The 26,229-nt window shown below is 70.2% G+C and carries 16 protein-coding genes and 1 pseudogene; 3 read left to right on the forward strand and 14 right to left on the reverse strand.

Features of this window, described 5'->3' with window-relative positions:
• Positions 1-106 precede the first annotated feature (106 nt).
• The 13 genes from ACH4S7_RS34765 to ACH4S7_RS34825 all read right to left on the reverse strand — a co-directional run bounded on the left by ACH4S7_RS34765 (position 107) and on the right by ACH4S7_RS34825 (position 13,629).
• Positions 107-844 carry a BlaI/MecI/CopY family transcriptional regulator gene (locus ACH4S7_RS34765; RefSeq protein ID WP_398525404.1) on the reverse strand — a complete coding sequence of 246 codons (738 nt, stop codon included), beginning with the start codon at positions 842-844 and terminating at the stop codon, positions 107-109.
• 243 nt (positions 845-1,087) lie between these two features.
• Positions 1,088-1,408, reverse strand: a complete 321-nt coding sequence (locus ACH4S7_RS34770; protein ID WP_398525405.1) for a hypothetical protein — start codon at positions 1,406-1,408, stop codon at positions 1,088-1,090.
• A gap of 124 nt (positions 1,409-1,532) precedes the next feature.
• Complete coding sequence (locus tag ACH4S7_RS34775; RefSeq protein WP_398525406.1) at positions 1,533-1,826, reverse strand: muconolactone Delta-isomerase; 294 nt, start codon at positions 1,824-1,826, stop codon at positions 1,533-1,535.
• 47 nt (positions 1,827-1,873) lie between these two features.
• Positions 1,874-3,358, reverse strand: a complete 1,485-nt coding sequence (locus ACH4S7_RS34780; RefSeq protein ID WP_398525407.1) for an aldehyde dehydrogenase — start codon at positions 3,356-3,358, stop codon at positions 1,874-1,876.
• Entirely contained in the window at positions 3,355-4,392 is a 1,038-nt protein-coding gene (locus tag ACH4S7_RS34785; protein WP_398525408.1) for an ABC transporter ATP-binding protein, read from the reverse strand. Before ACH4S7_RS34785 ends, ACH4S7_RS34780 begins: the two co-directional genes overlap by 4 nt.
• Positions 4,389-5,396 carry an ABC transporter ATP-binding protein gene (locus ACH4S7_RS34790; RefSeq protein ID WP_398525409.1) on the reverse strand — a complete coding sequence of 336 codons (1,008 nt, stop codon included), beginning with the start codon at positions 5,394-5,396 and terminating at the stop codon, positions 4,389-4,391. Before ACH4S7_RS34790 ends, ACH4S7_RS34785 begins: the two co-directional genes overlap by 4 nt.
• A gap of 16 nt (positions 5,397-5,412) precedes the next feature.
• Positions 5,413-6,360, reverse strand: a complete 948-nt coding sequence (locus ACH4S7_RS34795; protein ID WP_398525410.1) for an ABC transporter permease — start codon at positions 6,358-6,360, stop codon at positions 5,413-5,415.
• Positions 6,361-6,379: 19 nt separating this feature from the next.
• A complete protein-coding gene (locus ACH4S7_RS34800; protein WP_398525411.1) occupies positions 6,380-7,330 on the reverse strand; it encodes an ABC transporter permease in 951 nt (316 codons plus the stop codon).
• 11 nt (positions 7,331-7,341) lie between these two features.
• Positions 7,342-8,985: an ABC transporter substrate-binding protein gene (locus ACH4S7_RS34805; protein WP_398525412.1), complete on the reverse strand. Its 1,644-nt coding sequence runs from the start codon at positions 8,983-8,985 to the stop codon at positions 7,342-7,344.
• A gap of 11 nt (positions 8,986-8,996) precedes the next feature.
• Entirely contained in the window at positions 8,997-10,583 is a 1,587-nt protein-coding gene (locus tag ACH4S7_RS34810; protein ID WP_398525413.1) for a phytoene desaturase family protein, read from the reverse strand.
• A 45-nt stretch (positions 10,584-10,628) separates the two neighbouring features.
• Positions 10,629-11,612, reverse strand: coding sequence for a dipeptidase (locus ACH4S7_RS34815; protein ID WP_398525414.1), 984 nt, complete (start codon positions 11,610-11,612; stop codon positions 10,629-10,631).
• A gap of 95 nt (positions 11,613-11,707) precedes the next feature.
• A complete protein-coding gene (locus ACH4S7_RS34820; protein ID WP_398525415.1) occupies positions 11,708-12,430 on the reverse strand; it encodes an aspartate/glutamate racemase family protein in 723 nt (240 codons plus the stop codon).
• A gap of 353 nt (positions 12,431-12,783) precedes the next feature.
• Entirely contained in the window at positions 12,784-13,629 is an 846-nt protein-coding gene (locus ACH4S7_RS34825; RefSeq protein WP_398525416.1) for an IclR family transcriptional regulator, read from the reverse strand.
• Positions 13,630-13,856: 227 nt separating this feature from the next.
• On the opposite strand from ACH4S7_RS34825, the pseudogene ACH4S7_RS34830 reads away from it, so the two are divergent.
• Positions 13,857-14,081: pseudogene (locus ACH4S7_RS34830) on the forward strand (chloramphenicol phosphotransferase); the annotation flags it as partial.
• An 81-nt stretch (positions 14,082-14,162) separates the two neighbouring features.
• Here the strand turns inward: ACH4S7_RS34830 and ACH4S7_RS34835 are convergent.
• The gene (locus tag ACH4S7_RS34835) at positions 14,163-15,602 is read right to left on the reverse strand and encodes a S41 family peptidase (RefSeq protein ID WP_398525417.1); all 1,440 of its coding nucleotides are present in this window, start codon (positions 15,600-15,602) and stop codon (positions 14,163-14,165) included.
• Positions 15,603-16,805: 1,203 nt separating this feature from the next.
• Between ACH4S7_RS34835 and ACH4S7_RS34840 the strand changes: the two genes are divergently transcribed.
• Positions 16,806-17,789, forward strand: coding sequence for a hypothetical protein (locus tag ACH4S7_RS34840; RefSeq protein WP_398525418.1), 984 nt, complete (start codon positions 16,806-16,808; stop codon positions 17,787-17,789).
• 202 nt (positions 17,790-17,991) lie between these two features.
• Positions 17,992-26,229: beta-ketoacyl synthase N-terminal-like domain-containing protein (locus tag ACH4S7_RS34845; protein ID WP_398525419.1), on the forward strand; the 8,238-nt coding region annotated here is incomplete at its 3' end.

Consider the following 26,229-nt stretch of genomic DNA (forward strand, 5'->3'; position numbering starts at 1 on the left):
GAGGGCCGATCCGACCTTCAGTAGGGCGGCGAGGTCCGCTCACCGCCCGGCCCATGGTCGGGATGGGTGGCACCGATGTCCCCCGTTCGGTGTCCGGCGTACTCCGTCAGATACCGGCGGTGGTGTTCTCTTCGGCGGTTTCGGAGACCGCGGTTGTGGTGGTGCCGGGGGCCGTGGCCGCGTCGGCCGCAGTGGTGCCCTGGTCACCGGGCTGGGCAGCGGTGTACCAGATCGCGTTCTGCTTCCTCTCGCGTTCCACCCGCCCTTTCGCGACGTGTGCGTTCAGCGCGTCCCGGACCACGGTCTGCTTCGGGGTGAACTGCGGATAGTCCCGGGTCACTTCCTCGTGGACCTCGCGAACGGTCCGCGGCTCCCGGTGCTGACGGAGCAGTCGCAGGACGGCTGCGCGAAGGGTCAGGTGTGCGCCCGCCCCCGTCCCGCCGTCCGTGCCGGGCGCCTCGGAACCGCTCTGGGCCGGGGCTTCGGCTGCCTTCTTCGCCGCCGGGGTTCGGCGGGGAGCCTGCACCGCTCCGCGCTTCCTCCGGGGCCGGGGCACCGCCGGCTCCGCGACGCTCTGTACGCCGGCGTGGCCTGCGCTGTTCCTGCCGTCCTCGGTCGGCATTGCGCCTTCCGGTGTGGTGGTATGCGGGACCACGACTGTGCCCCGCAGGGCGAGGAGCAGGGTGTGCTCCTCCTCCAACTGGTCCAACCGGGCGGTGAATGCGTCCAGTTGAGAACGGATGCTCGCCTGCTCCGTCTCGTTGGCTGCCAGGTCGTCCGCGAACTGCGTCGCGTACCGGTCCCTGACATCCTTGGTCGTGGGACTGACGTACTCGTGGGGCATCGCTACTCGCTCTCCCTCGTACCTGATGTGCTGCCGCATCGTACTCATGCCCCATGCCCCCCACATTCCACGTAAGGTGTCGACGACGGCACTCTCGTGGACCGGCAGGGATGTTCTGGCCGGCGGGGGGTACGGCGTCCGAGGGATGCGGCGCGCGTCGGCACCGGAAGCGAGAATCGTCCTTGGTGTCCCGGGCCGGGAAGCCGCAAGGCAGGGGGCCCGACCAGATCGCCCGGACAGGGCCTAAGGCACATCCGTCGGCATGATGCCCAGCACCAGGTTGTCCATGGCCACGGGCATCCGCCCGAAGCTGGACAGGCAGGCGTCCACCCCGTAGAGCTCGGCGTACTCGTCGATGCCGGGGATGAACCGTCCACCATCGAGTTCCCCGACGGGGAACAGGGCGCGGGTGAAGGCTGCGCCGGCCGACGCCGCGACGGCGCCGAAGACCACCGCTACCCGGCCACCGGCCGTCAGGTCGGCCAGGAACGCCCCGGCCGATACCGTCCCGACCAGCAGCACGGTCACCCCTACGGTCCGGCCGCGGCCCATGAATCCTGCCATCAGCCCCACCTCCGGTACGAGTCTCCGGCCATCGCCGGCTCCGAAGAAGGCCCTGGTGGCAGGCTTCACGGAACCGTAGCCCCCCGCTCGAAGACGATGCGCCACTGCCGGATGCGGGGCGTGGTCAGGCGCCCGTGGCCGGGCCGGGATCGACGGGGTGCGTCGCCATCGCGTGCACGGTGACGTCCATCCACGGCCATACCGGCAGGGAGGAGATGATCGTGTGCATCTCGGTGGGGTCGGCCGCCCGCCACAGGCCCCAGTTCTCGGTCCGTCCGGGGACGCGCCACATGCGGACGAGGTGCCCGGCCGCGATGAGTTCGGCGGCGCGGAGGCGTTCGGCAGCGGAGATGGACTCCTTGCGTTCGGGATCCATTCCCTCGGGCCAGTTGATCGTGATGTTGACGAGGAATTCCACGGGACGTCCTTGGCTGGTGGTGGCTGGGGCGAAGGGGGTGGTGGCGGTCAGTCGGCGAACGGATCGGCCGGCGTGCCGTGTTCGGTGATGACGGACTTCGTCTGGAGGAATTCGGCGACCGCCTCCACGCCGTTCTCCCGGCCGAGCCCGGACTGCTTGTAGCCGCCGAACGGCACGCTCCAGTGCAGCAGGCGGTAGGTGTTCACCCAGACCACGCCCGCCTCCAGCCGACCCGCCAGCCGATGCGCGCGGGCGCTGTCACGGGTCCAGAAGCCGGCCGCCAGGCCGAACTCGGTGGAGTTGGCGAGCGCCACGGCCTCGTCCTCCGTATCGAAGGGGTGGACGGTGACGACGGGGCCGAAGACCTCCTCCCGGCAGACCGCGAGGTCCGGTCCGGCGTCGACCAGTACGGTGGGCTGGTACCAGAATCCGTTTCCGGCTTCGTCGTCGACCACCGCTCGCCGACCGCCGGTCAGGGCCTTGGCGCCGTGCTGTACGGCGTCCTCGACATAGGATTCGACGCGTGCCAACGCCCCGGCGGAGGCCAGCGGGCCGATATGGGTGCGCGGGTCACGGGGGTCGCCCACGCGCAGGCGCCCGACCGCCTCCGTGTACCGGGTCAGGAACTCCTCGTACACCTCGCGCTGGACCAGGATTCGGGAGCCCGCGACGCAGGTCTGGCCGGCGGCGGAGAAGGCTCCCTGGCGAGCGGCGGTGACGGCGGCGCCGAGGTCGGCGTCGGCGAAGACGATATGTGCCGACTTGCCGCCCGCCTCACAGACGTACCGCTTCATGTGGCCGGCCGCCAGCGCGCCGAGGGTACGGGCGACGGCGGTGCTCCCGGTGAAGGTCACCATGGCGACATCAGGGTGCTCCACCAGCTTCCGACCCTCCTCCGCGCCGCCGATGACGACGCTGACCACGCCCGGCGGGAAGCCCGCTTCCCGCGCCAGTTCGGCCAGCCGGACCGAGGACGCCGGGGCCTGCGGCGGCGGCTTGAGGATCACGGTGTTGCCCGCGGCCAGGGCGGGGGCGAGCTTCCAGGAGCCGAGCGAGAGAGCGCCGTTGAACGGCGTGAGCGCCGCGACGACGCCCAGGGGTTCATGGCTGATCAGCGCCTGAGCTGTGCCGCTGAGCGGGCGGGACGCGCCCTGGAGGGTCTCCGCGGTGGCCGCGAAATAGCGGTACCAGCGGGCCAGGGCCCGGACCTCGGCGCGGGTCGCGGCCAGCGGCTTGCCGTTCGCCAGGGTCTCCAGGGAGGCGAGTTCATCGGCGTGTGCGACGAGCACGTCCCCGAGCCGGTAGAGGAGATCGGCGCGGGCGTGACCGGCCAGCGCGGCCCAGGAGGGGTCGGCGAACGCGGCGCGGGCGCCGCGCACCGCGTCCTCGACGGCGTCCGGGTCCTGGTGGGCGTGTGCCCACGTCCGGCCGGTGGCCGGGTCGGTCAGCGGTACGGCGGTGCCCGCGGGGGTACGCCGGACTCCCCCGGTGTGGGAGGTGTAGTGCTGAGCCGTGGTGGGGGTGGGGGTCATGGTGCGGGGGTCCTTTCCGGGGACAGGGCTGTGCGGACGGCCGGGGTGTCGGCGTGGTGGCAGGCCACGGTGTGCCCCGGGCCTCCGGCGGGGAGCTGGGGCGGCGGATCGCCCTCGCGGCAGATCTCGGTGGCGAACGGACAGGACCGCTGGAAGCGGCACCCGGCCAACACGGAGGCCGGGTCCGGTGGTTCGGCCCTGATCCGTACGCCGTCGCGCAGGCCCGGCGACCGGGGGTCGGGAACCGGGACGGCCGCCAGCAGTGCGTGGGTGTAGGGGTGGCGGGGCGTGGTGAACAACTCCTCGCAGGGCGCGCTCTCCATGATCCTGCCGCCGTACATCACCACCACCTGGTCGGAGATGTGCCGGACCACGCTCATGTCGTGGGAGATGAAGAGGAAGCTGACGTCCCGGTCGCGGCGGAGGTCCTTGAGGAGGTTGACGATCTGGCCCTGGACACTGACGTCGAGCGCGGAGACGATCTCGTCACAGACGATGAAGCGGGGCTCCACGGCGAGGGCACGGGCGATCGCCGCCCGCTGGCGCTGGCCGCCGGAGAGTTCGTGGGGGTAGCGGTCGGCCAGTTCCGGCTGGAGGCCGACCTGGCCGAGGAGTTTGGTGACCTGTTCGGCGGTCTCGTGCCGGGGGACGGTGCCGTGCACGGTGACGACCTCGGCGATCATCGCCCGTACGGTCATCCGGGGGTTGAGGCTGGCGTACGGGTCCTGGTAGACGATCTGGGACAGCCGGGGCAGGGTTCTGTCCCGGCGCAGTTCGTTCAGGTCGGTACCGTGCACCCGGACCCGCCCGGAGGCGATGGGCGACAGTCCCACCAGGGCGCGTCCGGTGGTGGTCTTGCCGCTGCCGCTCTCGCCGACGATGGTGACGATGGTGCGGGCGGGAACCGTGAAGGAGACACCGTCCACGGCGCGCACCGTGCCGGTCAGCCGGCGCAGGACACCGGAGCGGACGGGGAAGAGCACGGTCAGGTCCTCGACGGTGACGGCGTCCGGAGTCAGGGCTTCGGTGGTCATGCGTTCCCTCCTTCGCCGGCCGGGCCGGTGTACGGACAGCGGACCTGGTGTCCGGCCACTCCGCCCGCCACGGTGAGCAGCGGCGGGACGGACTGTCCGCACTCCGTGCGGGCGTCCGTGCAGCGGGGCTGGAAGGCGCAGCCCGGTGGTGGGGCGGCGGGGTCGGGCGGGAAGCCGGGGATCGCGGGCAACCGGTCCACCCGGGGGCGGTCCATCCGGGGTACGGATTTCATCAGGGCGCGGGTGTACGGGTGTCCAGGGGCGTCGAAGAGGGCCGTGGTGGGCGCGAGTTCCACGATCCGCCCCGCGTACATCACGGCGATCCGGTCGGTGATCCCGGCGACCACGCCGAGGTCATGAGTGATCAGGATCAGTGCCATCCGCAGCTCCTTGCGGAGCCGGTCGATGAGCTGGAGGACCTGTGCCTGGATGGTGACGTCGAGGGCGGTGGTGGGTTCGTCGGCGATCAGGACCTTGGGGTCGCGGCTGATGGCCATGGCGATGAGGACGCGCTGGCGCATTCCGCCGGAGAGTTCATGGGGGTGGTTGTTCAGGCGTTCGCGGGCGGCGGGCAGGCCGACGAGGTCGAGGAGTTCGGCGCACCGGGTGGTGGCGGCGCGGCGGTTGAGCCCGTCGTAGTGGATGAGTGGTTCGGCCATCTGCTTGCCGATGGTCATGGCGGGGTTGAGGGCCGAGAGCGCGTCCTGGGAGACGAGTCCGATCCCGGAGCCCCGGATTGCGCGCATCTGTTTCGGGGAGAGCGCGGTGAGGTCCTCGCCCGCGAAGTCGACGCGGCCCGATATCGCGGCGTCGGTCGTGCCGAGCATCCGGAGCACGGCCAGCATGGTCTGGCTCTTGCCGCACCCGGATTCGCCGACGACGCCGAGTGATTCGCCGGCCGCGACGCTGAAGGAGACGTCGCGGACGGTCTCCAGCGGGGTGCCCTGGCCAGGGCCCCGGCCGCCGTAGGAGACCTTGAGGTGTTCCACCTGCAGAACGGTCATGGTGCGTTCCCTCTCCCTAGGCAAGTTTGATCTTCGGATTGAAGTAAGCCTGGAGTACGTCGACCAGAAAGTTGATCAGCACGAAGGCGATGGCGATCACCAGGATTCCGCCTTGGACGAGGGGGATGTCCCGGGTGGAGATGGCTTGGTGGAGGGCGAGTCCGATGCCGGGCCAGGAGAACACCGTCTCGGTGAGGACCGCGCCGCTGAGGAGGAACCCAGCTTGGAGGCCGATGACGGTGATGACGGACGGCATGGCGTTCGGGAGGACGTGCCGGACGATGACCCGGAATTCGCCGACGCCGCGTGAGCGGGCGGTGCGCACATAGTCGTTGCCGATCACCTCCAGCACTGCTGAGCGGGTCATCCGGGCGATCACGGCCAGTGACCAGGCGGCGAGTGTCGTGACCGGCAGGACCATGTGCGCGGCGACGTCGAGGGCCCCGCCGCCGCCGATCGAGGTCATCCCGGTCGCGGGCAGTATCCGTAGCTGGAGGGAGAACACCACGATCAGCACCAGGCCGAACCAGAACGACGGGACGGAGTTGAAGAACAGGACGCCGACCGTGAGTCCACGGTCCCGGGCGGACCCCGGCTTCTGCGCGGCCCAGGTGCCGATCGCGACACCCACCACCGCCGCCACGACGATTGCGGTGCCGGAGAGCAGAACGGTGTTGAGCAGCCGTTCGGACAGCACCTCGGACACCGGCCGGCCGAAGGAGAGCGAGCGGCCCAGGTCACCGCCGAGCAGATTGCCGAGATAGCTGAAGTAGCGGGAGAGCGCCGGCTCGTCCAGGCCCAGGTCCGCGCGGAGGGCCTGGCGGTCCTCCTCCGATGAGCTGGGGCCCAGCAGGGCGCTCGCCTGGTCCCCGGGGATGATCTGACCGAGGCCGAAGGTGGCGATGGTCACCCCCAGGATGACCGGGAGCATCTGCAGGGCGCGGCGCAGGGTGAAGGTCAACATGGCGAATCTCCAGGACTGTTCATGACCGGCGCCACCGGTTCCATGACGCGGGCTTGCTGCCGCGCGCGGCCCGGGACTGCCGGGTGCGCGGGTCGAGACGGTCGCGGATGCCGTCACCGAGCAGGTTGAAGCCGACGGCGAGGACGACGATCGCCAGGCCCGGGATCGTGGCGACGTGCTGCGCCGTCACGAGGAGGGCGCGCCCGCCGCTGAGCATCTGGCCCCAGTCGGGGGTGGGGGGTTGGGCCCCGAGCCCGAGGAAGGCGAGGCTGGAGCTGAGAATGACGTTCCGCCCGGTCTGGAGGGTGGCGAAGACGACCACACCGCCGAGCAGGTTGGGGGTGATGTGCCGGAGTGCGATCCTCGGATGGCCGTAGCCGAGGGCGCCGGCGGCCTCCACGTACTGCTCCTGACGGAGGCTGACGACCTGGCCGCGGACGATCCGTCCGAACTCGGGGACCGTCACCACCACCATCGCGACGATCATGGAGGTGGTGCCGGGGCCCAGGGCGACGCTGATCCCCAGGGCGAGCAGGATGCCCGGGAAGGAGAACATCACATCGAAGATCCGCATCAGGGTGCTGTCGAGCCAGCCGCCGACATAGCCGGAGAGCAGTCCGAGAAGGCCGCCGACCATGAGGGCGAGGAGGGTCGGGAGGACCGCGACCAGCAGGGCGAGCCGGGCGCCGTGCATCAGCCGGCTGAGGATGTCCCGGCCGACCTCGTCGGTGCCGAGCAGATGGTGTCCGTCGCTGAACGGGGTGAGTCCGACGGCCGACGGGTTGGTGGCGAGTGGGTCGTAGGGGGCGATGACCGGTGCCAGGACGGCGACGACGATGGTGAGGGCGACGATCGTGCCGCCGATGACGGCGGTGGCACTGCCGCCTCCGGCCCGGGCCCGGAGCCGGTCGCGTCGGCGGGGGCGCACGGGGGGCACGGTCTCGGAACGGGGTGCCGCAGTGGCCTTCATGGCTGCTCTCCTCACCCGCGGCGGAGGGTGGTGTAGTCGATGTAAGGGGAGGCGGCGGCGGTGACGCCGTGCACCTGGTGGCTCAGCAGTCGGGGCAGCCGGTCCTGGTAGAGGAAGAGCCAGGGTGCGTCGGTGGCGACCTGGGCGGCTGCCTGCTGGTAGAGCGTCATCCGACGACCGTTGTCCCGCTCGGCGCGGGCCCGGTCGAAGAGGGTGTCCACGGCGGTGTTGCGGTACCAGCCGCGGTTGACACCGTTGGGCGGGTGCAGATCGCCGCTGAACATCCGTTCCAGGAAGTCGGCGGCGTCGGCTCCTGTCGTCCAGCCGTTGAAGGAGCCGTGGGTGGTGCCGTTGTAGCCTTTGCCCTCCTCGGCGACCAAGGACGCGAACTCCATGTACTGGAGGTCCAGTTGGACGCCGACTGCCTTCAGGTCCTGTTGGACCAGTGACATGATCTCGGTGGCCTGCGAGAAGCCGGGCCCGCTGTCGGGGGCGAGCAGCCTCAGCCGTACCGGCGTGCTGACCCCGCTCTGCCGGATGAGTTCCCTGGCCCGTTCGGGATCGTGGGTGTACGGAGTGCTCCCACTGTTCCCGGATGCGGCGGTGTAAGCCTCGTTGCCGCGTGGCAGGGGTCCCGTGGAAGGGGTGACCTGGCCTCCGGTGAGGGTGGCGATCGCCTTCCGGTCGACCGCGTGGTTGAGTGCCTGCCGGAACGCGATGTCATTGGTCGGGGCGATCCGCGTGTTGAGGCGGAGGAAGTACTGGTTCGCGGGCTCCGGGTACTGCACGGCCATGGCGTCGTCGTGGGTGAGCTGCTGCACCTGCTGCGCGCCCGCGCTCAGGATGGCGTCCACTTCTCCGGTCTGGGCGGCGATGGCCAGGGTGGTGGGGTCGGTGACGGATTCGACGATGATCGTGGGGGCGGCTGGTGCGCCGTCCCAGTAGGTGGAGTTCCGCTTCAGTGTGACGCGTTTGCCGTGGTCGGCTTTGCGCTGGCGGAAGGGCCCGGTGCCGACCGGGTGCAGACCGATGTCGTCGGGCCGCTGTCCGTTGAGCGCCCGCGGACTGATGATCGACATCCGCCGGTCGGTGAGCATCCTCGGCAGGCCGGCGTAGGGCTTGGTGAGCCGGAGTGCGAGGGTGTACGGGCCGCTGACCTCGACCCGTTCGATCCAGCGGGTCAGGAACTTCATGTTCCCACTGGCGGTCGCGTCGTAGACAGCGGACTTCTTGTTCATGATCCGGTCGAAGTTGACCTTGACGGCGGCGGCGTCGAACGGCGCGCCGTCGGTGAAGGTGACGTTCTTCCGGAGCGCGAGGGTATAGGTACGGGCGTCCGGTGAGATGGTCCAGGACAGGGCCAGCCCGGGGCGGAGTTCCGGCGCGCGGTCGGTCCTGGTGGTGAGGTCCTCGCGGATCAGGGGGTCGAAGAGGACGTCGACGAGCCGTAGTCCCACGGTTCCGGAGAGCCGGTGCGGATCCAGGGTGGGTATCTCGCCCTCGGCGCCGATGATCACGGTGTCCGGGTCGCGGCCGAACCCGGGGTTGGTGCTGCAGCCGGTGACCAGGGCAGCGGCGGCGAGCGTGCAGACGATCGCCCGGGGCAGCCGGTGTATTCGTGAGCGCGCCGCCCCACGGGGGTGGGAATGCCTCATGGCTGTCGCCTTCACTTGTCGGAAAGGTCGTGGAGAATCGCGGTCGCCGCGTTCCTGCCGGGCGTTCCGGTGACATAGCCGCCGGGCCAGGTGCCGGCGCCGGTGAGGTAGAAGCCGGCGAGCGGGGTGCGGTATCCCGCCACAGCGGGGTGCGGACGGTTGCCGAAGAGGTTCTCCGGCAGCATGTCGCCGTGGGTGATGTTGCTTTCGATGAGACCCAGTTCGCTCTCCAGGTCCACGGGGTTCATGAATCGGTGGTCGACGACGCGGTCGGCGAGCCCCGGCATCAGCCGTGAGAGTTCCTCGACGCAGCGCCGACCGAATTGCTCGGTCCGTGCGGCGTGCCAGTCGCCGTCGCTCGGACGGTAGGGGGCGTGCCAGGCGTTGACGCTGATGAGGTGGGTGTCTCCGGGGGTGAGTCCGGGCGAGGTCAGGGTGGGGATCAACCCCCACATCAAGGGGTGCTCGGAGCAGTCGCCCGCCTGTGCCCGACCGACGGACTCCTCGATATGGGCGAGGGAGGAGCCAACCCGGAACTGGCAAGCCCGGACCTGGTCGGCGGCCACGTCCCCGGGCAGTCCGGCATAGGCGGGCAGCGAGTCGACTTCGAGGACCAGCTTGAACGCCGAACCGCGCATGTCCGCGCTGGTGACCGCGGCGCGGACCGGCGCCCCCATGGCCCCGTCGTCGAGCAGATCGCGGAACAGGTGAACCGGGTTGATCGCCGACACCACCCGATCGGCGGTGAACTCCTCCCCGGTCGTGGTGACGACGCCGCGTACGCCGTCCGCGTCGTAGCGGACGCGGGCCACCGCCGTACCGGTCCGGATCTCCACACCGTGTCGACGGCAGCAACCCTCCAGCGCGTCGATGATCGCGCTCATGGATCCCACCGGGAGTCCGGTGGAACCGCGCAGTGCCACCCGCTCGGCGGCGTCCGCGCCCGCCGCGGCCGCGGCGAGGGCGAACGGGCGCATCATCAGCCCTACGGCGGTGCCGGGGGCGGACGGCGGTACGAGCTGCGCATTGAGGGCGAGCATCCCCAGCAGCGCCTTGGCCTGGTCCGACACCAGATGCTCATCGAGGAGACCGGTGAGGCTGCCCTCGAACACGGCGGTGAAGAGCCGCTGGTCGGCGGGGTCGGTCAGCCGCTCCCGCAAGGTGTCCAGCGCGGGCGGGGGTTCGTCCAGCGAGACGCCCAGGCTCGCTCCGAGGCGTTCGAGAGCGCCGATGAGTCCGCGGTACCGGCGCGCCTCCCCCGGTGCGAAGGCATCGAGCTGGCGGTCGATCCGAACGGGGTCGCGCCAGCCGAGGAAGCAGCGACCGCCGAACTGCTGGACGACGGTCGGGTCCGCCCGTACAAATCGGAGACCGTACTCCGCCAGCTTCAATTCGCCGACCACGGCCGGGTTGAGCGAGCCGGGCGAATTGGTGAAGGCGAGGCGGCGGCCCGGCAGGAACTCATACCCGCCGCAGGGACCGCCGAGGCCCTCGCGGGCCTCGATCACGGCGACCCTCAGTCCCGCACGGCCCAGATAGGCGGCGGTCACCAGGCCGTTGTGCCCACCCCCGACGACCACCACGTCAAACCGGTTCATGCCCCACCCCGTCCCTCTCCACGCCATCGCGCCGTTGCTCTGGAGTCAGTTCCGCGGACCGGCCGCGAAGCCCTCGTCGAACATCCGGAGCCAATTGCCGCCGGATATCCGCCCGACCTCCTCCTCGCTGAAGCCACGGGTGCGCAGTTCCTTCAGCACGGCCGCGTAGCCGCTGCCCGCCGCGAACCACTCGGGGAATTCGACGGGCCCGGAGATCGGCACCATCGGCTTGCGGCTCCACCGCCCCTGGCGCCACCAGTGCAGCTCTTCGTCGCCCTGGCCCGCGTAGTAGTCGGAGCCGAGTCCGACGTGGTCCACGCCGATCAGGTCGACGGTGTAGACGACCATGTCGCAGAACTCGCCGATGCTGCACGCGACCCCGTTCGGCGCGATGCGCGGGTACATGCTCAGCCCCACCACCCCGCCGCTCTCCGCCGCCTTCTTCAGGACCGTGTCGGACTTGTTGCGGAAGGCGAGTTCGACGTTCTCGCCGACGAACGCCCGGGGGTTGGAGTGGGTGATCGCGACGGGCCGCGCGGATGCCTCAAGCGCTTCGAGGGAGGTGCGTTCATTGCAGTGCGAGATGTCGATGACCATCCCGACCTGGTTCATCTCGCGGATCAGGTTGACCCCGTAGGTGCGGGAGAGCCCCGCGTCGTCGCCTTCCCAGCAGCCCGCGCCGGCCGAGTTCTGTGTGTTGTAGGTGAGCTGTGCGATGCGCACCCCGGCCTGGTGGAAGGCGCCGACGAGGTCGAGGTCGTCCTCGAACGGGCTGCTGTTCTGGAATCCGAGAACGACGGCGGTACGGCCGGCTTCGCCGGCGGCGCGGATATCGTCGCCGGAGCGGCCCTCACGGAGCAGATCGGCGTTCTCGGTGAGCAGCCGCTGCCAGCGGCCGACCTCACGCATGGTCTCGGTGGAGTCCTCCCAGATGGCGACGGTGGCATGGACACCGGCTATTCCAGCGGTGTGCCACTCCTCGAATCGCTCCCGGGAGGGCTTGACGAACTGCAGCGCGTCTACGAGCACGGTGATGCTTCCTCTGCTGGTGGGACAGGGCGAACGGGGCGGGCGTTACACGGGAGGGGAACGGACGGCGACCCTGCCGGTCGCGGTCGCGGGGTTCAGTCGAGCCGGCCCAGCCGGCCGAGCGCCGGGATCTCGTCACGCAGTCCGAGGTGGCGCAGGGCCTTCCACAGTGATGCCTGATTGCTGGTCACCACCGGCAGCCCGGTGTCCATTTCGAGGTAGGGCAGGATCTCGAAGGTCCGGTAGGTGCCACAGGAGATCAGCAGGGCGTCCACATCGGGTGCCGCCCGGTGGAGCCGGCGTCCCAGGCGGTACGCGCTGTCCGCGTCGTGCACGCTGGCCTCGTAGGGGTCGGTCATCTGTAGGCCCTCCATCACCGGGACCTCGAAGCCGAGCGCGGTGAGATAGACCCGCAGTGCCTCATTGACCTCGTCGGTGTAGATACTGCCGACGGCGACCGACGTCGCCCCGACCGCCCGCAGCGCGTCGACGGTCGCCTGCATCATCGTGATGGCCGGGACGCCGGTCTCGGCGGTGATCTCGTCGGTCACCTTCTGATCGGTACCGGGCCCCGGGATGAAGGTGCCGGGCGCACCGCACTGCACGATCAGGTCCACCTTCGCGGTCGCGAGCTGCCGGGAGGCTTCCAGGACCTGGCTCATCATCTCCTTGAGCCCTTCCGCGTCCACGCGCGGAACGATGGTCCGGGCATCCGCGAAGGCGACTCCGGTGGGGGCCACGGACCGCCACTCCTCCGCTCCCTCGATGGCCGTAGCGGGGCGTATCTGACCGATTCGTGCACGCCAGCCGAGCAACATAAGGCTTTTCTCCTCAACATCGGACTATAGATAGAGCTGTCACGCTTCCAGGCATAAGTCCACCCTTGACATGACGTCATACATGCGCATTCACGCGGGGGCGCCCGGCGGGAATCAGCCCCCGGCGACACCGGGTTCCCCCCGGACCCACCGACCGTGCGAGCGATCTGGGACAGTGGACCAGATTGTTTGGGACAACGTACCGACGGCTTTCGGCCAGGTCAATGGGGTACGTCGAGGCGACAGCGGAAAGGCCCTGCCGCAGGGCTCTGCGGCAGGGCAGACAGCAACACCGCACCGGGGCTCCCGGTGCGGTGTCAGTAAGAACGACGGGGCGGCGGACGTCCCTGGCGTCAGGCCGGCTGCCGCCAGCGGACAGCGATCTCCGCGGCTGCCGACAGCAGGTCCGGGACGAGATCCGTCATACGCCGGTCACTGAGCCGCGCCTCGGGGCCGTAGATGCTCAAGGCGGCGGTGACGCTCCCCTGGACACCGATGGGTACGGCCACACCGCAGCCGCCATTGATCCACTCGCCCCGGCTCAGCGCATAGCCCTGCTCCCGGGCGGTGGCGACACGGTCGGCGATCTCTCGATGCACCGAGGCGGCATCATCCGGCCCACCCTGTTCATGCGCCTGGATCAGCCGCTCGGTCTCCGCCTCGGGCAACATCGAGAGGAGGACCCTGCCGGTGGCCCCGGAGAACAGCGAGTAGGGCCGGCCGACACCGGTGATCAAGCGCAGCGGCTGGGAGCTCTCGGCCTCGAAGACCGTCACACGCCGGCCGTCCACGACCGTGGAGACGCATGCGGTCTCCCCGGTCACAGCGGCGATCCGGGTGGTGGCTCCGGCCGCCGCACCCACCAGGTCGCTGTTGGCCGCGTGTTTCCACGCGAGAGTGAGCGCCGCCGGGCCGATCACGTACTTCCGGGAATGCTCCTCCATCACAGCGAGCCCGACCCGCTCCAGGGAGGCCAGGATCCGCTGGGTGGAACTCTTACTGATCACCAGATCGCGGCTCAGCTCGCGGACCCCGCGCGGTCGGTCGGCCTCGGCGATCGCCTTGAGGACGAGCAGGGCGTGATCAACGATCTGCACGGTCGCGCCACCCGACCCCCCCGTCCCACCCGCTACTGCGGGCCCGGAGTCGGATCGCGTCCAGGCCGTCTCCGCAGGCCCCGACCCTTGCTCGGTCGCCATGGAGACCGGTCCTCTCCCTGTGAACAGCGCGGGCCCGTAGGAGGCCCCGACCGGCGAAAAGTTCCGCCGCCATCGGACATCGCGCACGAAGTGATCAGTCGCGATTATCACACATCCGTCCCCGGTTGACCCACGTCCCCGAGACCGCGCCCGGCCCGCGGAACGTCAGGCCATCCAGGTCCAAGGCGTCGAGGAGGGCCGGAGCAGCCCCGTGCGAGCATTCGGGCATGGCATCCGGGCGGATCATCCTTCTCCATGGCACTTCCAGTTCGGGGAAGTCGGGCATCGCCCGGAAGCTACTGGACGTCCTGGACGACGGGGTGTTCTTCCATCTGGCGGTCGACGACTTCAATGCGATGCGCAGCAAGCGGGAGCTCGGGACGGTGGAGCTCGACGCCGCGCTGCGGCGGACCGGGATGGGTTTCCACCGTTCGGTCGCGGCCATGGCCGAGGTGGAAGGTGCGTGAACCAGCCGGTCCCACCGGATGTCACACCGCATCGGTGACGTCGGGCCGGTGGGACCGGGTACGGGTTCAGGGGCGTCGGGTGAGCAGCGCCCTGGCGCGGTCGAACGCCGAGTCGCGGTCGGCCGCGAACTCCTTCTCGGTGAACACCGGTGTGGATATGTGCGGAGGGATCCCGGGCCCTTCGTAGGAGAACCCCCTGGGGTTGGTGTACTTCTCGTTGGAGAGACTGAACTGCCAGCCGTTGGGGAGCGAGCGGCCGAGTGTGTCGGAGAGAACGCCCTGGGTGTTCGCCCCGATCAGGGTCGTGGACTCGGGGCGCTCGGCCAGTGCCTTGGTGAAGGTCTCTCCGGCGCTGACCGTCGATCCACTGGTGAGGAGTGCGATCGGCCCGGTGTAGCGGGGTGATCCGGTGGCCGGGACGACGTGCAGGGTCTGCCGCCGGGTGAACCGGGTGTCGTCGTCGGGGTGGTTGCGGGCCTGCTTGGCGTAGGCCGGGTAGGAGCGGTTGGTGAGCCGGGCCGCGATCTGGAGACCCAGGGCATCGCTCCCGCCCTGGTTGAACCTGGCGTCGATGATCAGGCCGCGCCAGGCGCCGGGGCCGGTGGTGCGGGTCCGGGTGATGATCCGGTCCAGCACTCGGGTGAGCTCGGCGGAGTCGGCCTCGAAGTCACCCGTGCCGGGTGCGTAGTCGCCGAAGCGGCTGATCCTCAGATAGGCGATGCCACCGGGCAGCTCCGCATAGCCGACGGCGCCCTTGGCGTGCTGCTCCAGGGGCGTGCCGCCGAGGTCGCGGCGCTCGATGAACTTCCTGATCCGACGGTCGTACTCATCGGTGGGTGGGGTGGTTCCGGGCCGGAACATCTCGAAGGAGCGGGTGAGCTCAGGGGTGGCCGCGCCCAGGGCGACATGCGCGTCCTGGAGTGGCGCGGTCATCTCGCTGAGGATGTCGAAGAGTTGATCGGGGGTCGTCCGGGCGTGGACCTTGGGCCGGTACTCCGCGCGGGCCGCTTCCCAGTCGACGCCCCGGCTCGCGAAGAAGGCGTAATTCTCCTTGAACGTCTGCCAGTAGACGTCGAACGAGGCCACCGGGCCGGTCGGCTGAGCCCGGCCGCAGAGCGGGGGCACGGCGCCGATCCGGCGCATCCCCCGGTCGCCCACCGTGCCGAGGACGCGCAGGACCGCACGGTCCCGGGCCTGGGGCCGTACGGTCAGGGTGAAGTCGCCCGCGTCGAACCGGACGGTACCGTCGGGGGCGGGTGCGCCCTGCTGCGGAGCGGCCAGGGCGGGAATACAGCTGATCGCCGTGGTGTCCCAGCTCCGCAGTTCCCCGCCACGGACGGAGACCACCATCCCGTAACCGTCCAACCGCCAGACGCCGTCCGTCGACCGACTCGTCCCACCGGCCTGCGCGGCGGCCGTGCCGGTGTCCGGGGAGCGACTGCCGGCGGGTGCGGCGGCGGCCGTGCCGAGCGAGCCCGCCAGCGCGAGCAGGGTTCCCGCCGTCATGAGCACACCGCGTCGAGCCCGGTGTGGCGCGGATGCGGATGGCTTCCCGGGAGCGTCCGCGCCGTCGAGAGCGCCCCGTCTCCCGGAAGGGTGCGGGCTGCCGGAAGTCGGCCGACCGCCGGCTTCCCCAGCACCTGCCGAGGGCGTCACTGGTGTCACTGTGGTCCTCCTCGTGGATCGATCGGCTGCCATCGTCACGCGCCGACCGCCGGCACCGCGTCAACCCAGGGACGCAACGTGATCAACCAGCAGGTTGATACGGAGAGTTGCCTTCCCCTAGGGGCACCCCGCACAGCCATCGGCCGGGGCGGGAGTCCAGTGGGGGCGCGGAATCAAAGCCTGCGTCCACCGTCCAGCACTCCACGCCTGTTCGGCCGCCTCCGCCACCGCGACATCCAAACGATCGACCCAGTCGATAGGCGTGAACCCCTTACGTTTGATCCGCCTCACCGTTCCGCCGGCACTGCTCTGTTGACACCGTTCTACCGGCACCGTTCTGCCGGGTGCGGACTACAGCGGCGGACTACAGCGGCGGAATTGCACCATCGAAGGATGCATAACGATGCGTGCGGATTGTCCGACCTGGAGGGTTTTCCGGGAATTCATCGAGGCTATCCAGCGGATGAGCCCTAGCACTTCCGCCGGTGACTGTGAGGCACGCAGTCAAAGGCAATGGCGCCGCCATTGCCCGGCCGCACGGGGCATCCCCCCGGGCAGCCAGAGGCCCGCGTCCCGGCAACCCACCCATCCGACCCTTGGTCTGGACCAGCCGTGATGACCCTCAGCCGGGAGCCCGGACGACAGAAACCCCCAGTCGGTGACACGCAAAAATGACATTGGCCCGAAATTACGTTTCATGGCTTGAACCATTGCCATCTCTCTTGACGGCAACCTTTCGAAGCGCCTACGAAGGGACTAGACCATTGCCCCGTCTGGATCTTGCAGGTATGGTCGACAGCGATTCGAGTCGTTCATTTCCGCGAAATTCCATGCGATCGGATGGTCAGGCCATCTAGTCCCTTTGTCCCTTCGAGGGACACCGCCGAGGTCGGGCATGAACGCCCCTTCGACGCTCTTGCCATTAACCAGTCGTCACCAGCGCGAGTCCCTTTGTCGTGTGCCATGGATGCGAGGTCAATGATGGGTGGACGGGTTATCTACACGGGGTTCGAGTACCAATACCCAGTGGGGGGAAACCGGCTGTTGACCGAGCATGTGGCACTGCTCGTGGCCGCTGGTGTCGATGCCTACCGATGGTCCCCGACCCCGGGATTTCGCTACACCTGGTTCGACGACACGGTGCCCACCCTGTCCGGCACCGAGATCGATCTGGACGCTGACGACTTGGTGGTCCTCCCCGAACTGACGATCCTGCCCGGGGTGGACCCGGCGCCGGGCGGACGCAAGGTCATCTTTGTTCAGGGCCACTTCATGACCTTCCTGACCTGCCCCGACGTCCACCCCTACCCGGGCTGGGACCACCAGCCCGCGCTCTGGACCATCTCCCGCGACGGTGTCGAGGTGCTCAGCCGGGCCATCCCCCATCTGCCACCGCCGATGCTCGTGCCCAACCCCATCGACGCCGACCTCTTCCGCCCGGCCGACGAGAGGACGCCCAGCATCGCCTGGATGTCCCGCAAACGGCCGTCGGAGAGCTCCTTGCTCAAGCAACTCCTCCGTAACGACCCGCGCAGCGAAGGCGTCGAGCTGCGGGACATCCGTGGTCTGCCGCACGAAGAGGTCGCCCGGGTGCTCGCCGACACCTCGGTGTTCATCGCACTCGGCGCCCCGGAAGGGGAGGGCTTCGGTCTGCCCATCGCCGAAGCGCTGGCCAGCGGTTGTCTGGTCACCGGTTACGGGCTCGGCGGCGGCGACGAGCTGTTCGAGGCACCGTCGGCCTGGCCGGTGCCCAATCTGCGCACCGTAGAGCTCGCCGATCGCGCACTAGAGCTGGTCCACTCGCCGGACCAGCAACGCGTCCGCGACGCCGGCCGCCACTGGCTGACCGAACGGTACAACGCCAAGGTCACCACCGATGCTCTGCTCGCGGCCGTCGAGTCGGCCAGGGCACTGCCCGCGACCGGCAGCCGGGCCACCCACCCGTCGGTCTGGGAAGCCGAGCTGATGACATCGATCGCCCCGTACGCGGCCCCTCTTGAAGCCGCGGGCCTGGACGCAGCCGAGTAGGCGCTCCACAGCCGCGAGCTCCCCCACCACTCCCCACTCCCCCCACCTCAGAGCAGACATCCGTGGCCCCTGGCGGAAGACGCGCCACACGGCCGCTTCCCGGTGCTGCCTGTTCCCGGCGCGTCCCCCGTGCGCTGTTCGCGCGATGCGTCCCGTCGGAGTCGAGCCCGCCTCTCCACAGCCCCGTCCACAGGAGTTGTCGATGAACCCGTCGGCCCGTGCCACGCCCCCCACCACATCCGGGACGACAGCCGCGTCCACCAGGGTGATCGGCCCCGCGCGCCCCACCGACTCCGGGGGCGCGGCCGACTCCGAGAGGTTCACCGAACCCGGGAGGTCCACCGAATCCGAGGGGGCCGGCGAACTCGCCGACCGGTGTCCCGACGACGCACCCGGTGATCACATCGCCGTGGTCGGCATGGCCTGCCGCCTGCCCGGCGCCGCGAACCCCGCCGCCTTCTGGGAGCTGCTGATCGGCGGACGGAGCGCGATCGGCCCACCCCCAGCGGGCCGCGCCGAGGCACTGGGCGCCGCGACCCGGCCCGGCGTGATGGCGACGGCCGGATATCTGGACGCCGTCGAAGAGTTCGACGCCGCCCTCTTCGCCCTCTCACCGCGTGAGGCCCGTGCCACGGACCCACAGCAGCGACTCCTGCTGGAGCTGTGCTGGGAGGCGTTCGACGACGCGGGCATCCGGCCGGACGCCGCCGACGCCCCCCGTACCGGCGTGTTCGTCGGTGCCACCGCCGAGGAGTACGGGCTGCTCCTGCGCCGCGCCGGTACGCCGGTCGGCCACCACCACCTCACCGGCACCAACCGCGGCTTCCTGGCCAACAGGCTCTCCCACTTCTTCGGCCTGTCCGGCCCGAGCATGACCCTGGACACCGGTCAGTCATCGGCGCTGGTGGCCGTCCACGCCGCCTGCGAGAGCATCCGTTCCGGCGAGTCGTCACTGGCCGTCGCGGGCGGTGTGCAACTGAACCTGAGCGAGGAGGGCGCCGAGGCCGTCGCCGGGCTCGGCGTGTTGTCGCCGGACGCCGCGTGCTTCACCTTCGACGCCCGCGCCAATGGGTTCGTCCGCGGCGAAGGCGGCGGGCTGGTGGTCCTCAAGCCACTCGCGCGCGCCGTCGCCGATGGTGATCGGATCCACGGCGTCATACGGGGCACGGCCGTCAACAACGACGGCCCCGCGCCCGGCCTCACCACCCCCAGCGCCCGCGCCCAGGCGCGGGCCGTGCGCGCCGCCTGCCGCCGCGCCGGGGTGGCGCCCGGTGCCGTGGACTACGTGGAACTGCACGGCACCGGGACACCGGTCGGCGACCCGATCGAGGCCGAGGCGCTCGGCGCCGCCTACGGTTCCCAACCGCGCGACGCCCCGCTCCTCGTCGGCTCGGTGAAGACCAACATCGGGCACCTGGAGGGTGCTGCCGGTATCGCCGGACTGCTCAAGACCCTGCTCGCGGTCGGTCACCGCACTCTTCCGCCGAGCCTGAACCACCTACGGCCCCATCCGGCCATCGACACCGAAGCATGGCAGCTCAAGGTCGTCACCGAGCCGACCGCGTGGCCCCGCGCCGAGGGGCGCCCGGTCCTCGCGGGCGTCTCCTCCTTCGGCGCCGGCGGCACCAACGCACATGTGGTGGTGGAGTCCCCGCCCGCGCGGGACGAGGCCGGACCGGACCGCTCGTCCCCACCTCCGTACGACGACGAGCCGGAGACGGACACCGCGCGGGCCGGGGCACCCACGAACGTGTGGGTGCTCTCCGGCCACACCGAGGCCGCCCTACGAGCGCAGGCCCAACGGCTGGCCGACCATGTCGAGGCGCGTCCAGAGCTCTCGGCTGCCGATGTCGGGCACACCCTCACCGCCGCGCGTACACCCCTCACCCACCGGGCCGCGGCCATGGGCCGCGACCGTGATGAGCTGATCACGGCCCTGCGCACACTCGCCGACGGCCAGCCGGCGGGCGGGGTCGTCCGCGGCGTCGCACGCCCCGTCGCCGACCGCGCCGTCTTCGTCTTCCCCGGCCAAGGGTCGCAGTGGACCGGTATGGCCGAGCGGCTCCTCATGGAGTCGCCGGTGTTCGCCGCCGCCCTGCTCTCCTGCGAGCAGGCCCTCGCTCCCTGGGTCGACTGGTCGCTCCGCGATGTCCTGCGCGGCGCCGAGGGCGCCCCCTCCATGGAACGCACCGACGTCAACCAGCCCGTGCTGTGGGCGGTGATGGTCGCCCTCGCCGAGGTGTGGCGCTCCAGCGGCATCGAACCCGCCGCCGTCGTCGGCCAGTCCCAGGGCGAGGTCGCCGCCGCCTGCGTGGCCGGTGCGCTCTCGCTCGCCGACGGCGCCCGGCTCATCGCGATCCGCTCCCAGCTCACGGCGGAGCACCTCACCGGCGTCGGCGGCATGGTGTGGGTCGGGCTCGCCGCACCGGAGGTACGGTCCCGACTCGCCCCCTGGGAGGGCCGGGTCTCCGTCGCGGTCGTCTCCGGGCCCGAATCCGTCGTCATCGCCGGTGACCGCGCGGCACTCGAAGAGATCGTCGCCGCGTGGGAACCGGACACCAGGGTGCGGCGGGTGGAGGCCGACTACGCCTCCCACACCGCCGCCGTGGAACCCCTCGAAGACGAGCTGATCACCGCGCTGGCCCCACTGTGCCCCCGCGCGTCGCGCGTCCCCTTCCACTCCACGGTGACCGGCGGCCCGCTCGACGGTACCGAGCTGGGCGCCGCCTACTGGTACCGCAACCTGCGCGAACCGGTTGACCTCCAGGGCACCCTCCGCGCCCTCCTCGCCACCGACCACGACGCGTTCATCGAGATCAGCCCGCATCCGATCCTGCTCTCCGGGGTGCGGGACTGCGCGTTCGCCGAAGACCGCGCCGTCGTCGCCGTACCGACCCTGCGCCGGGGCGAGGGCGGCTGGGGCCGCTTCCTCACCTCCCTCGCCGAACTGCACACCCAAGGCGTGCCGGTGCCGTGGGACCGCCATTTCCCCGGCGCCCGACGCGTCCCGCTGCCGTCCTACGCCTTCCAGCGCGAGCGCCACTGGGTCGGCGATACCGACGCGCCGGCCCGACCGCCGGCTCCCGCACGGGACCGTACCGACGTCGTCCTGCGTGAGATCGCGACCGTCCTCGGGGTGTCCGACCCGACCCGTGTGGACCGGGCCGCCTCCTTCAAGGACCTCGGCTTCGACTCGGCCATGCTCGTCGAACTGACCTCCCGGCTCGACTCGGCCGTCGGCCACCGTCTCACCAGCGCGACGCTCTTCAACCACCCGACGCCAGAGCGCCTGATCGCCCACCTCGGCGACGGTCCGGTGCTCCCCTACGACGCCCCCACCAGCCCCACACCGACCGCCCCGGCCGGCGTGACTGACGCGACCGACGACCCGGTTGTCGTCGTCGGCATCGGCTGCCGCTACCCCGGCGGCATCGACTCGCCCGAATCCTTCTGGAACGCGCTCGAAGCGGGCGCCGACCTCGTCACCCCCGCACCCGACGACCGGGGTTGGAGCGACGAGGTCCGCGGCTTCAGCGGCGGCTTCCTCCCTGACGCCGCCCTCTTCGACGCGGGGTTCTTCGGGATCTCCTCGCGTGAGGCGCTGGCGATGGACCCGCAACAGCGGCTGCTCCTGGAGACCTCCTGGGAGGCATTGGAACGCGCCGGCATCAACCCCGCCGCCCTGCAGGGTGCGGATACCGGTGTGTTCTTCGGCGCCATGGCGCAGGAGTACGGCAGTCGTATGCAGGAATCCAGCGGCGACACCGGCGGCTACACCCTCACCGGCACCTCACCCAGCGTCCTGTCCGGCCGGATCTCCTATGTCCTCGGCCTCCAGGGACCCGCCGTGACCATCGACACGGCGTGTTCGTCGTCGCTGGTCGCCCTGCATATGGCGGCACAGTCGGTCCGGTCCGGCGAGTGCTCTACGGCGCTGGCGGGCGGGGTGACGGTGATGGCCGGACCCGGCGTCTTCGTGGAGTTCTCCCGGCAGGGCGGGCTGTCGCCGGATGGTCGGTGCAAGTCGTTCGCCGATGGCGCGGATGGTACGGGGTGGGCCGAGGGCGTGGGCGTGCTGGTGCTCCAACGCCTCTCGGACGCCGTACGGGAGGGTCGTGAAGTGTTGGCGGTGGTACGGGGGTCCGCCGTCAACCAGGACGGTGCGTCCAACGGCCTCACCGCACCCAACGGCCTCGCCCAGGAGCAGGTCATCCGGCGGGCACTGATGAACGCGGGACTCGCTCCGTCCGAGGTCGACGCGGTCGAGGCGCACGGCACGGGCACGGTACTCGGCGACCCGATCGAGGCCCAGGCCCTGCTGGCCACCTACGGTCAGGAACGTGAACTGCCGCTGTGGCTGGGCTCGGTGAAATCCAACCTCGGACACACCCAGGCCGCCGCCGGAGTCACCGGCGTCATCAAAGTGATCCTCGCCCTGCACCATGGACTCCTCCCCCGCACCCTGCACGTGGACCAGCCCTCCGAAAGGGTCGACTGGACGACGGGCAAGGTGGAACTCCTGACCGAGCCGGTGCCGTGGGAGACGAAGGGTCGCCCGCGCCGGGCCGGAGTCTCCTCCTTCGGTATCTCCGGGACCAACGCGCACCTGGTGGTGGAAGAGGCACCCACCGCGCGGCCCGCCTCGCCGCCACGGCCTGGTGGTGCCGGTCTCCTGACGACGGACCCGCACGGCGCCGACACACCGCCGCTGGTCGTGTCCGGTCGTACCGCGACCGCCCTCGCCACACAAGCCGCACGCCTCACCCGGCATCTGGACTCGGCCAACACCACCCCGGCTGCCGTGGCCCGCTCCCTCATCGCCTGCCGCCCGCTGCGTGACCACCGGGCGGTGGCCTTCGGAGCCGACAGTCTGCGGTCGTTGGCCGAGGGCCGTCCGGATCAGGGTGTGGTGGCGGGGGTGGCCCGGGACGCAGGCCGTTCGGTGCTGGTCTTTCCCGGTCAGGGTGCGCAGTGGGCCGGCATGGGCCGCGAGCTGTGGGAGACGGAACCCGCCTTCGCCGCACGGATGGAAGAGTGTGCCGCGGCGCTCGCCCCGCATGTGGAATGGTCCCTACGCGATGTCGTGTACGGGACAGCGGATGCCCCCGGGCTCGACCGGGTGAACGTGGTCCAACCCGTGTCCTTCGCCGTGATGGTGTCACTCGCAGCACTGTGGAACACCTACGGCTTCCAACCCGACGCCGTCATCGGACACTCACAAGGCGAAATCGCCGCCGCCTGCGTAGCCGGCGCACTCACCCTCCACGACGCAGCCAAAATCGTCACACTACGCAGCCAGGTCATCGCCGAGCAGCTCTCCGGCAAGGGCGGCATGCTCTCCATCGCCCTGCCACCCGACACCATCGACCTCCCCGAAGGGGTCGAGATCGCCGCCGTCAACGGCCCCCACGCGACCGTCCTGGCCGGCGACACCACCGCCCTCGACGCACTCGAACACCACCACCGCACCCACAACACACGCGTACGACGCATCCCCGTCGACTACGCCTCACACTCCGCTCACGTCGACACGATCGCACCGCGCCTCAACGAACTCCTCGCCGACATCTCCTCCCGTACACCCACCATCCCCTGGTACTCCACGGTGGACGTCAACTGGCTCCACGACCCCGTCGACCCCCACTACTGGACACGCAACCTCCGCAGCCGTGTCCAGTTCGCCGACGCGATCACCGCCCTCTGCGCCCAAGGGTTCGGCCTCTTCATCGAGTCCAGCGCCCACCCGACACTGGCCGCCGCGATCGCCGACATCGCCGACGCGGCGGGGACGGACACCGTCGTCTGCGGTTCACTGCGCCGTGATGACGGCGGCCTCGATCGCTTCACCCGCTCCCTGGCGGAGGCGTTCGTCGCGGGGGCGCCCATCGACTGGACCAGCGTGCTGCCCCCGGCACCACTCACCGCCCTCCCCACCTCCGCCTTCGAACGCCGCCGCTTCTGGCTCACCCCCGACGGCTCCCCCCTGCCTGACCCGGCAGCGACCACCAGCGAGGGAGCTTCGGACCGGGCGGACTCCGCCCGCCGCGAGCCGCCGCAACTCAATGGGGTGTTCGTCGCCGCAGAACGTGAGCGACTGCTGGCGGACCTCACTGATCTGGTCCGTCGCGAGGCGGCCATCGTGCTGGGCGAACCCGGTGTCATACCCGCCAAGCAGGTGTTCAAGGAGGCCGGATTCGATTCGCTGACCTCCGTCGACCTGCGGACCCGGCTGAACGCGGCCCTTGGGATGCGGCTGCCCGCCACGGTCGCCTTCGACTTCCCGACCGCGGCTCTCCTCGCCGCACACCTCCACGACCGCGTGCTCGGCACCGAACGGAAAGGGCCCACCGCGGCCTTGGCCAGCTCCGAGCCCGTGGCGGTGGTCGGGATGGGCGTACGGCTGCCAGGTGGAGTCGGGACCCCCGCGGAGTTCTGGGAGTTGCTGTCCGACGGGCGGGACGTGGTCGGCGGGTTCCCGACCGATCGGGGCTGGGACCTGGAGCGGCTCTACGACCCCGATCCGGACGCGTCAGGGACGACGTACACCCGGCACGGCGGCTTCCTGGCCGACGCAGGGGCGTTCGACGCGGCCTTCTTCGGGATCTCGCCGCGTGAAGCACTGGCGATGGACCCCCAACAACGGCTGCTGCTGGAGACCATCTGGGAAGCGTTGGAGGACGCCGGGATCGATCCCACCTCCCTTCGGGGACAGCAGACCGGTGTCTTCGTCGGCGCGACCCCTCAGTCCTACGGCCCGAGCCCGCTCACCCCTGGCAACGCCGAGGGCCATCTCCTCACCGGCACCCAGCCGAGTGTCATTTCGGGTCGGGTGTCGTATGTCCTCGGTGTCGAGGGGCCCGCGGTGACGGTGGACACGGCGTGTTCGTCGTCGCTGGTCGCCCTGCATATGGCGGCTCAGTCGGTGCGGTCGGGTGAGTGCTCCATGGCGTTGGCAGGTGGGGTGACCGTGATGGCGACACCCGATGTCTTCGTGGAGTTCTCCCGGCAGCGCGGCTTGTCGCCGGATGGTCGGTGCAAGTCGTTCGCCGAGGGCGCGGACGGTACGGGGTGGGCCGAGGGCGTGGGCGTGCTGGTGCTCCAACGCCTCTCCGATGCCGTACGGGACGGTCGTGACATCTTGGCGGTGGTACGGGGGTCCGCCGTCAACCAGGACGGTGCGTCCAACGGCCTCACCACACCCAACGGCCCCGCACAACAGAAGGTCATCCGCCAAGCCCTCGCCAACGCAGGACTCACCCCCGCCGAAGTCGACGCTGTCGAAGCCCACGGCACGGGTACCTCACTGGGTGACCCGATCGAGGCGGAAGCACTCCTGGCCACCTACGGTCAGGAACGCGACCAACCTCTACACCTCGGCTCGGTCAAGTCCAACATCGGCCATGCGCAAGCGGCGGCCGGAGTCACCGGCGTGATCAAAATGATCCTCGCCCTACGCCACGAACTCCTCCCCCGCACCCTGCACGTGGACCAGCCCTCCAGCCTCGTGGAGTGGGAGGGTGGCCAGATCTCACTGCTCACCGAACCGGTGCCGTGGGAGGCGAAGGGGCGCCCGCGTCGGGCCGCTGTCTCCTCCTTCGGTGTCTCCGGGACCAACGCCCATATCGTCATCGAGGAACCTCCGGCTGATGCAGCCTTGACTGCTCCGGAGGTGGTGGCGGGGCCAGTGCCGCTGGTGCTGTCGGCGCGTTCGGCGGTCGCGCTCAAGGCTCAGGCCGAGCGGTTGGCCGACCACCTGGAATCGACCGGTGCCACACCGGCTGCGGTGGCCCGCTCCCTGGCCACGACCCGTACCACGTCCTGGGAATGGCGCGCTGTCGTCATCGCCGAGGACACGACGGAGGCCGTGAAGGGGCTGCGCGGGCTGACCGTACCAACGGCCCCCGCGAGCGGTGGCGGGGTGGGGTGGGTGTTCGCCGGTCAGGGCGCCCAATGGCCCGGCATGGGACAGGAACTCTACGAGACCTACCCCGTGTACGCGGAGGCGTTCGACGCGGCCTGTGCAGAACTGGACCAGGCGCTGGCGGGGTCGGTGCCCTGCCCCGTGAAGGACGTGGTCTTCGCCCCGGCCGACAGTGAGAAGGCCGCCCTCCTGCGCGAAACAGTCTTCACCCAAGCGGGACTCTTCGCCGTCGAAGTCGCCATGGCCACACTCGTCACCTCCTGGGGCCTACGACCCACCGCACTCCTGGGCCACTCCATCGGCGAGATCTCCGCCGCCCACATCGCCGGAATCATGTCCCTCAAAGACGCCGCACAACTCGTCGCCGCCCGGGGCAGGCTCATCCAATCACTGCCCTCCGGCGGCACCATGATCGCCATCCGCGTCAGCGAACACGACATACAACCCCTACTCACCTCAGACGTATCCATAGCCGCCATCAACGGCCCCACATCCCTGGTCCTCTCCGGCCCCCACCAC

This window comes from Streptomyces sp. NPDC020965, from assembly GCF_044333555.1.
In the GTDB taxonomy this organism is placed as follows: domain Bacteria; phylum Actinomycetota; class Actinomycetes; order Streptomycetales; family Streptomycetaceae; genus Streptomyces.

Excerpts from the sequence above, each read along its gene's own strand:
- ACH4S7_RS34780 (WP_398525407.1), bottom strand. The coding sequence starts at position 3,358 with ATGACCCCCACCCCCACCACGGCTCAGCACTACACCTCCCACACCGGG.
- ACH4S7_RS34835 (WP_398525417.1), bottom strand. The coding sequence starts at position 15,602 with ATGACGGCGGGAACCCTGCTCGCGCTGGCGGGCTCGCTCGGCACGGCC.
- ACH4S7_RS34790 (WP_398525409.1), bottom strand. The coding sequence starts at position 5,396 with ATGACCGTTCTGCAGGTGGAACACCTCAAGGTCTCCTACGGCGGCCGG.
- ACH4S7_RS34820 (WP_398525415.1), bottom strand. The coding sequence starts at position 12,430 with ATGTTGCTCGGCTGGCGTGCACGAATCGGTCAGATACGCCCCGCTACG.
- ACH4S7_RS34770 (WP_398525405.1), bottom strand. The coding sequence starts at position 1,408 with ATGGCAGGATTCATGGGCCGCGGCCGGACCGTAGGGGTGACCGTGCTG.
- ACH4S7_RS34800 (WP_398525411.1), bottom strand. The coding sequence starts at position 7,330 with ATGAAGGCCACTGCGGCACCCCGTTCCGAGACCGTGCCCCCCGTGCGC.
- ACH4S7_RS34765 (WP_398525404.1), bottom strand. The coding sequence starts at position 844 with ATGCCCCACGAGTACGTCAGTCCCACGACCAAGGATGTCAGGGACCGG.
- ACH4S7_RS34825 (WP_398525416.1), bottom strand. The coding sequence starts at position 13,629 with ATGGCGACCGAGCAAGGGTCGGGGCCTGCGGAGACGGCCTGGACGCGA.
- ACH4S7_RS34795 (WP_398525410.1), bottom strand. The coding sequence starts at position 6,360 with ATGTTGACCTTCACCCTGCGCCGCGCCCTGCAGATGCTCCCGGTCATC.
- ACH4S7_RS34785 (WP_398525408.1), bottom strand. The coding sequence starts at position 4,392 with ATGACCACCGAAGCCCTGACTCCGGACGCCGTCACCGTCGAGGACCTG.
- ACH4S7_RS34810 (WP_398525413.1), bottom strand. The coding sequence starts at position 10,583 with ATGAACCGGTTTGACGTGGTGGTCGTCGGGGGTGGGCACAACGGCCTG.
- ACH4S7_RS34805 (WP_398525412.1), bottom strand. The coding sequence starts at position 8,985 with ATGAGGCATTCCCACCCCCGTGGGGCGGCGCGCTCACGAATACACCGG.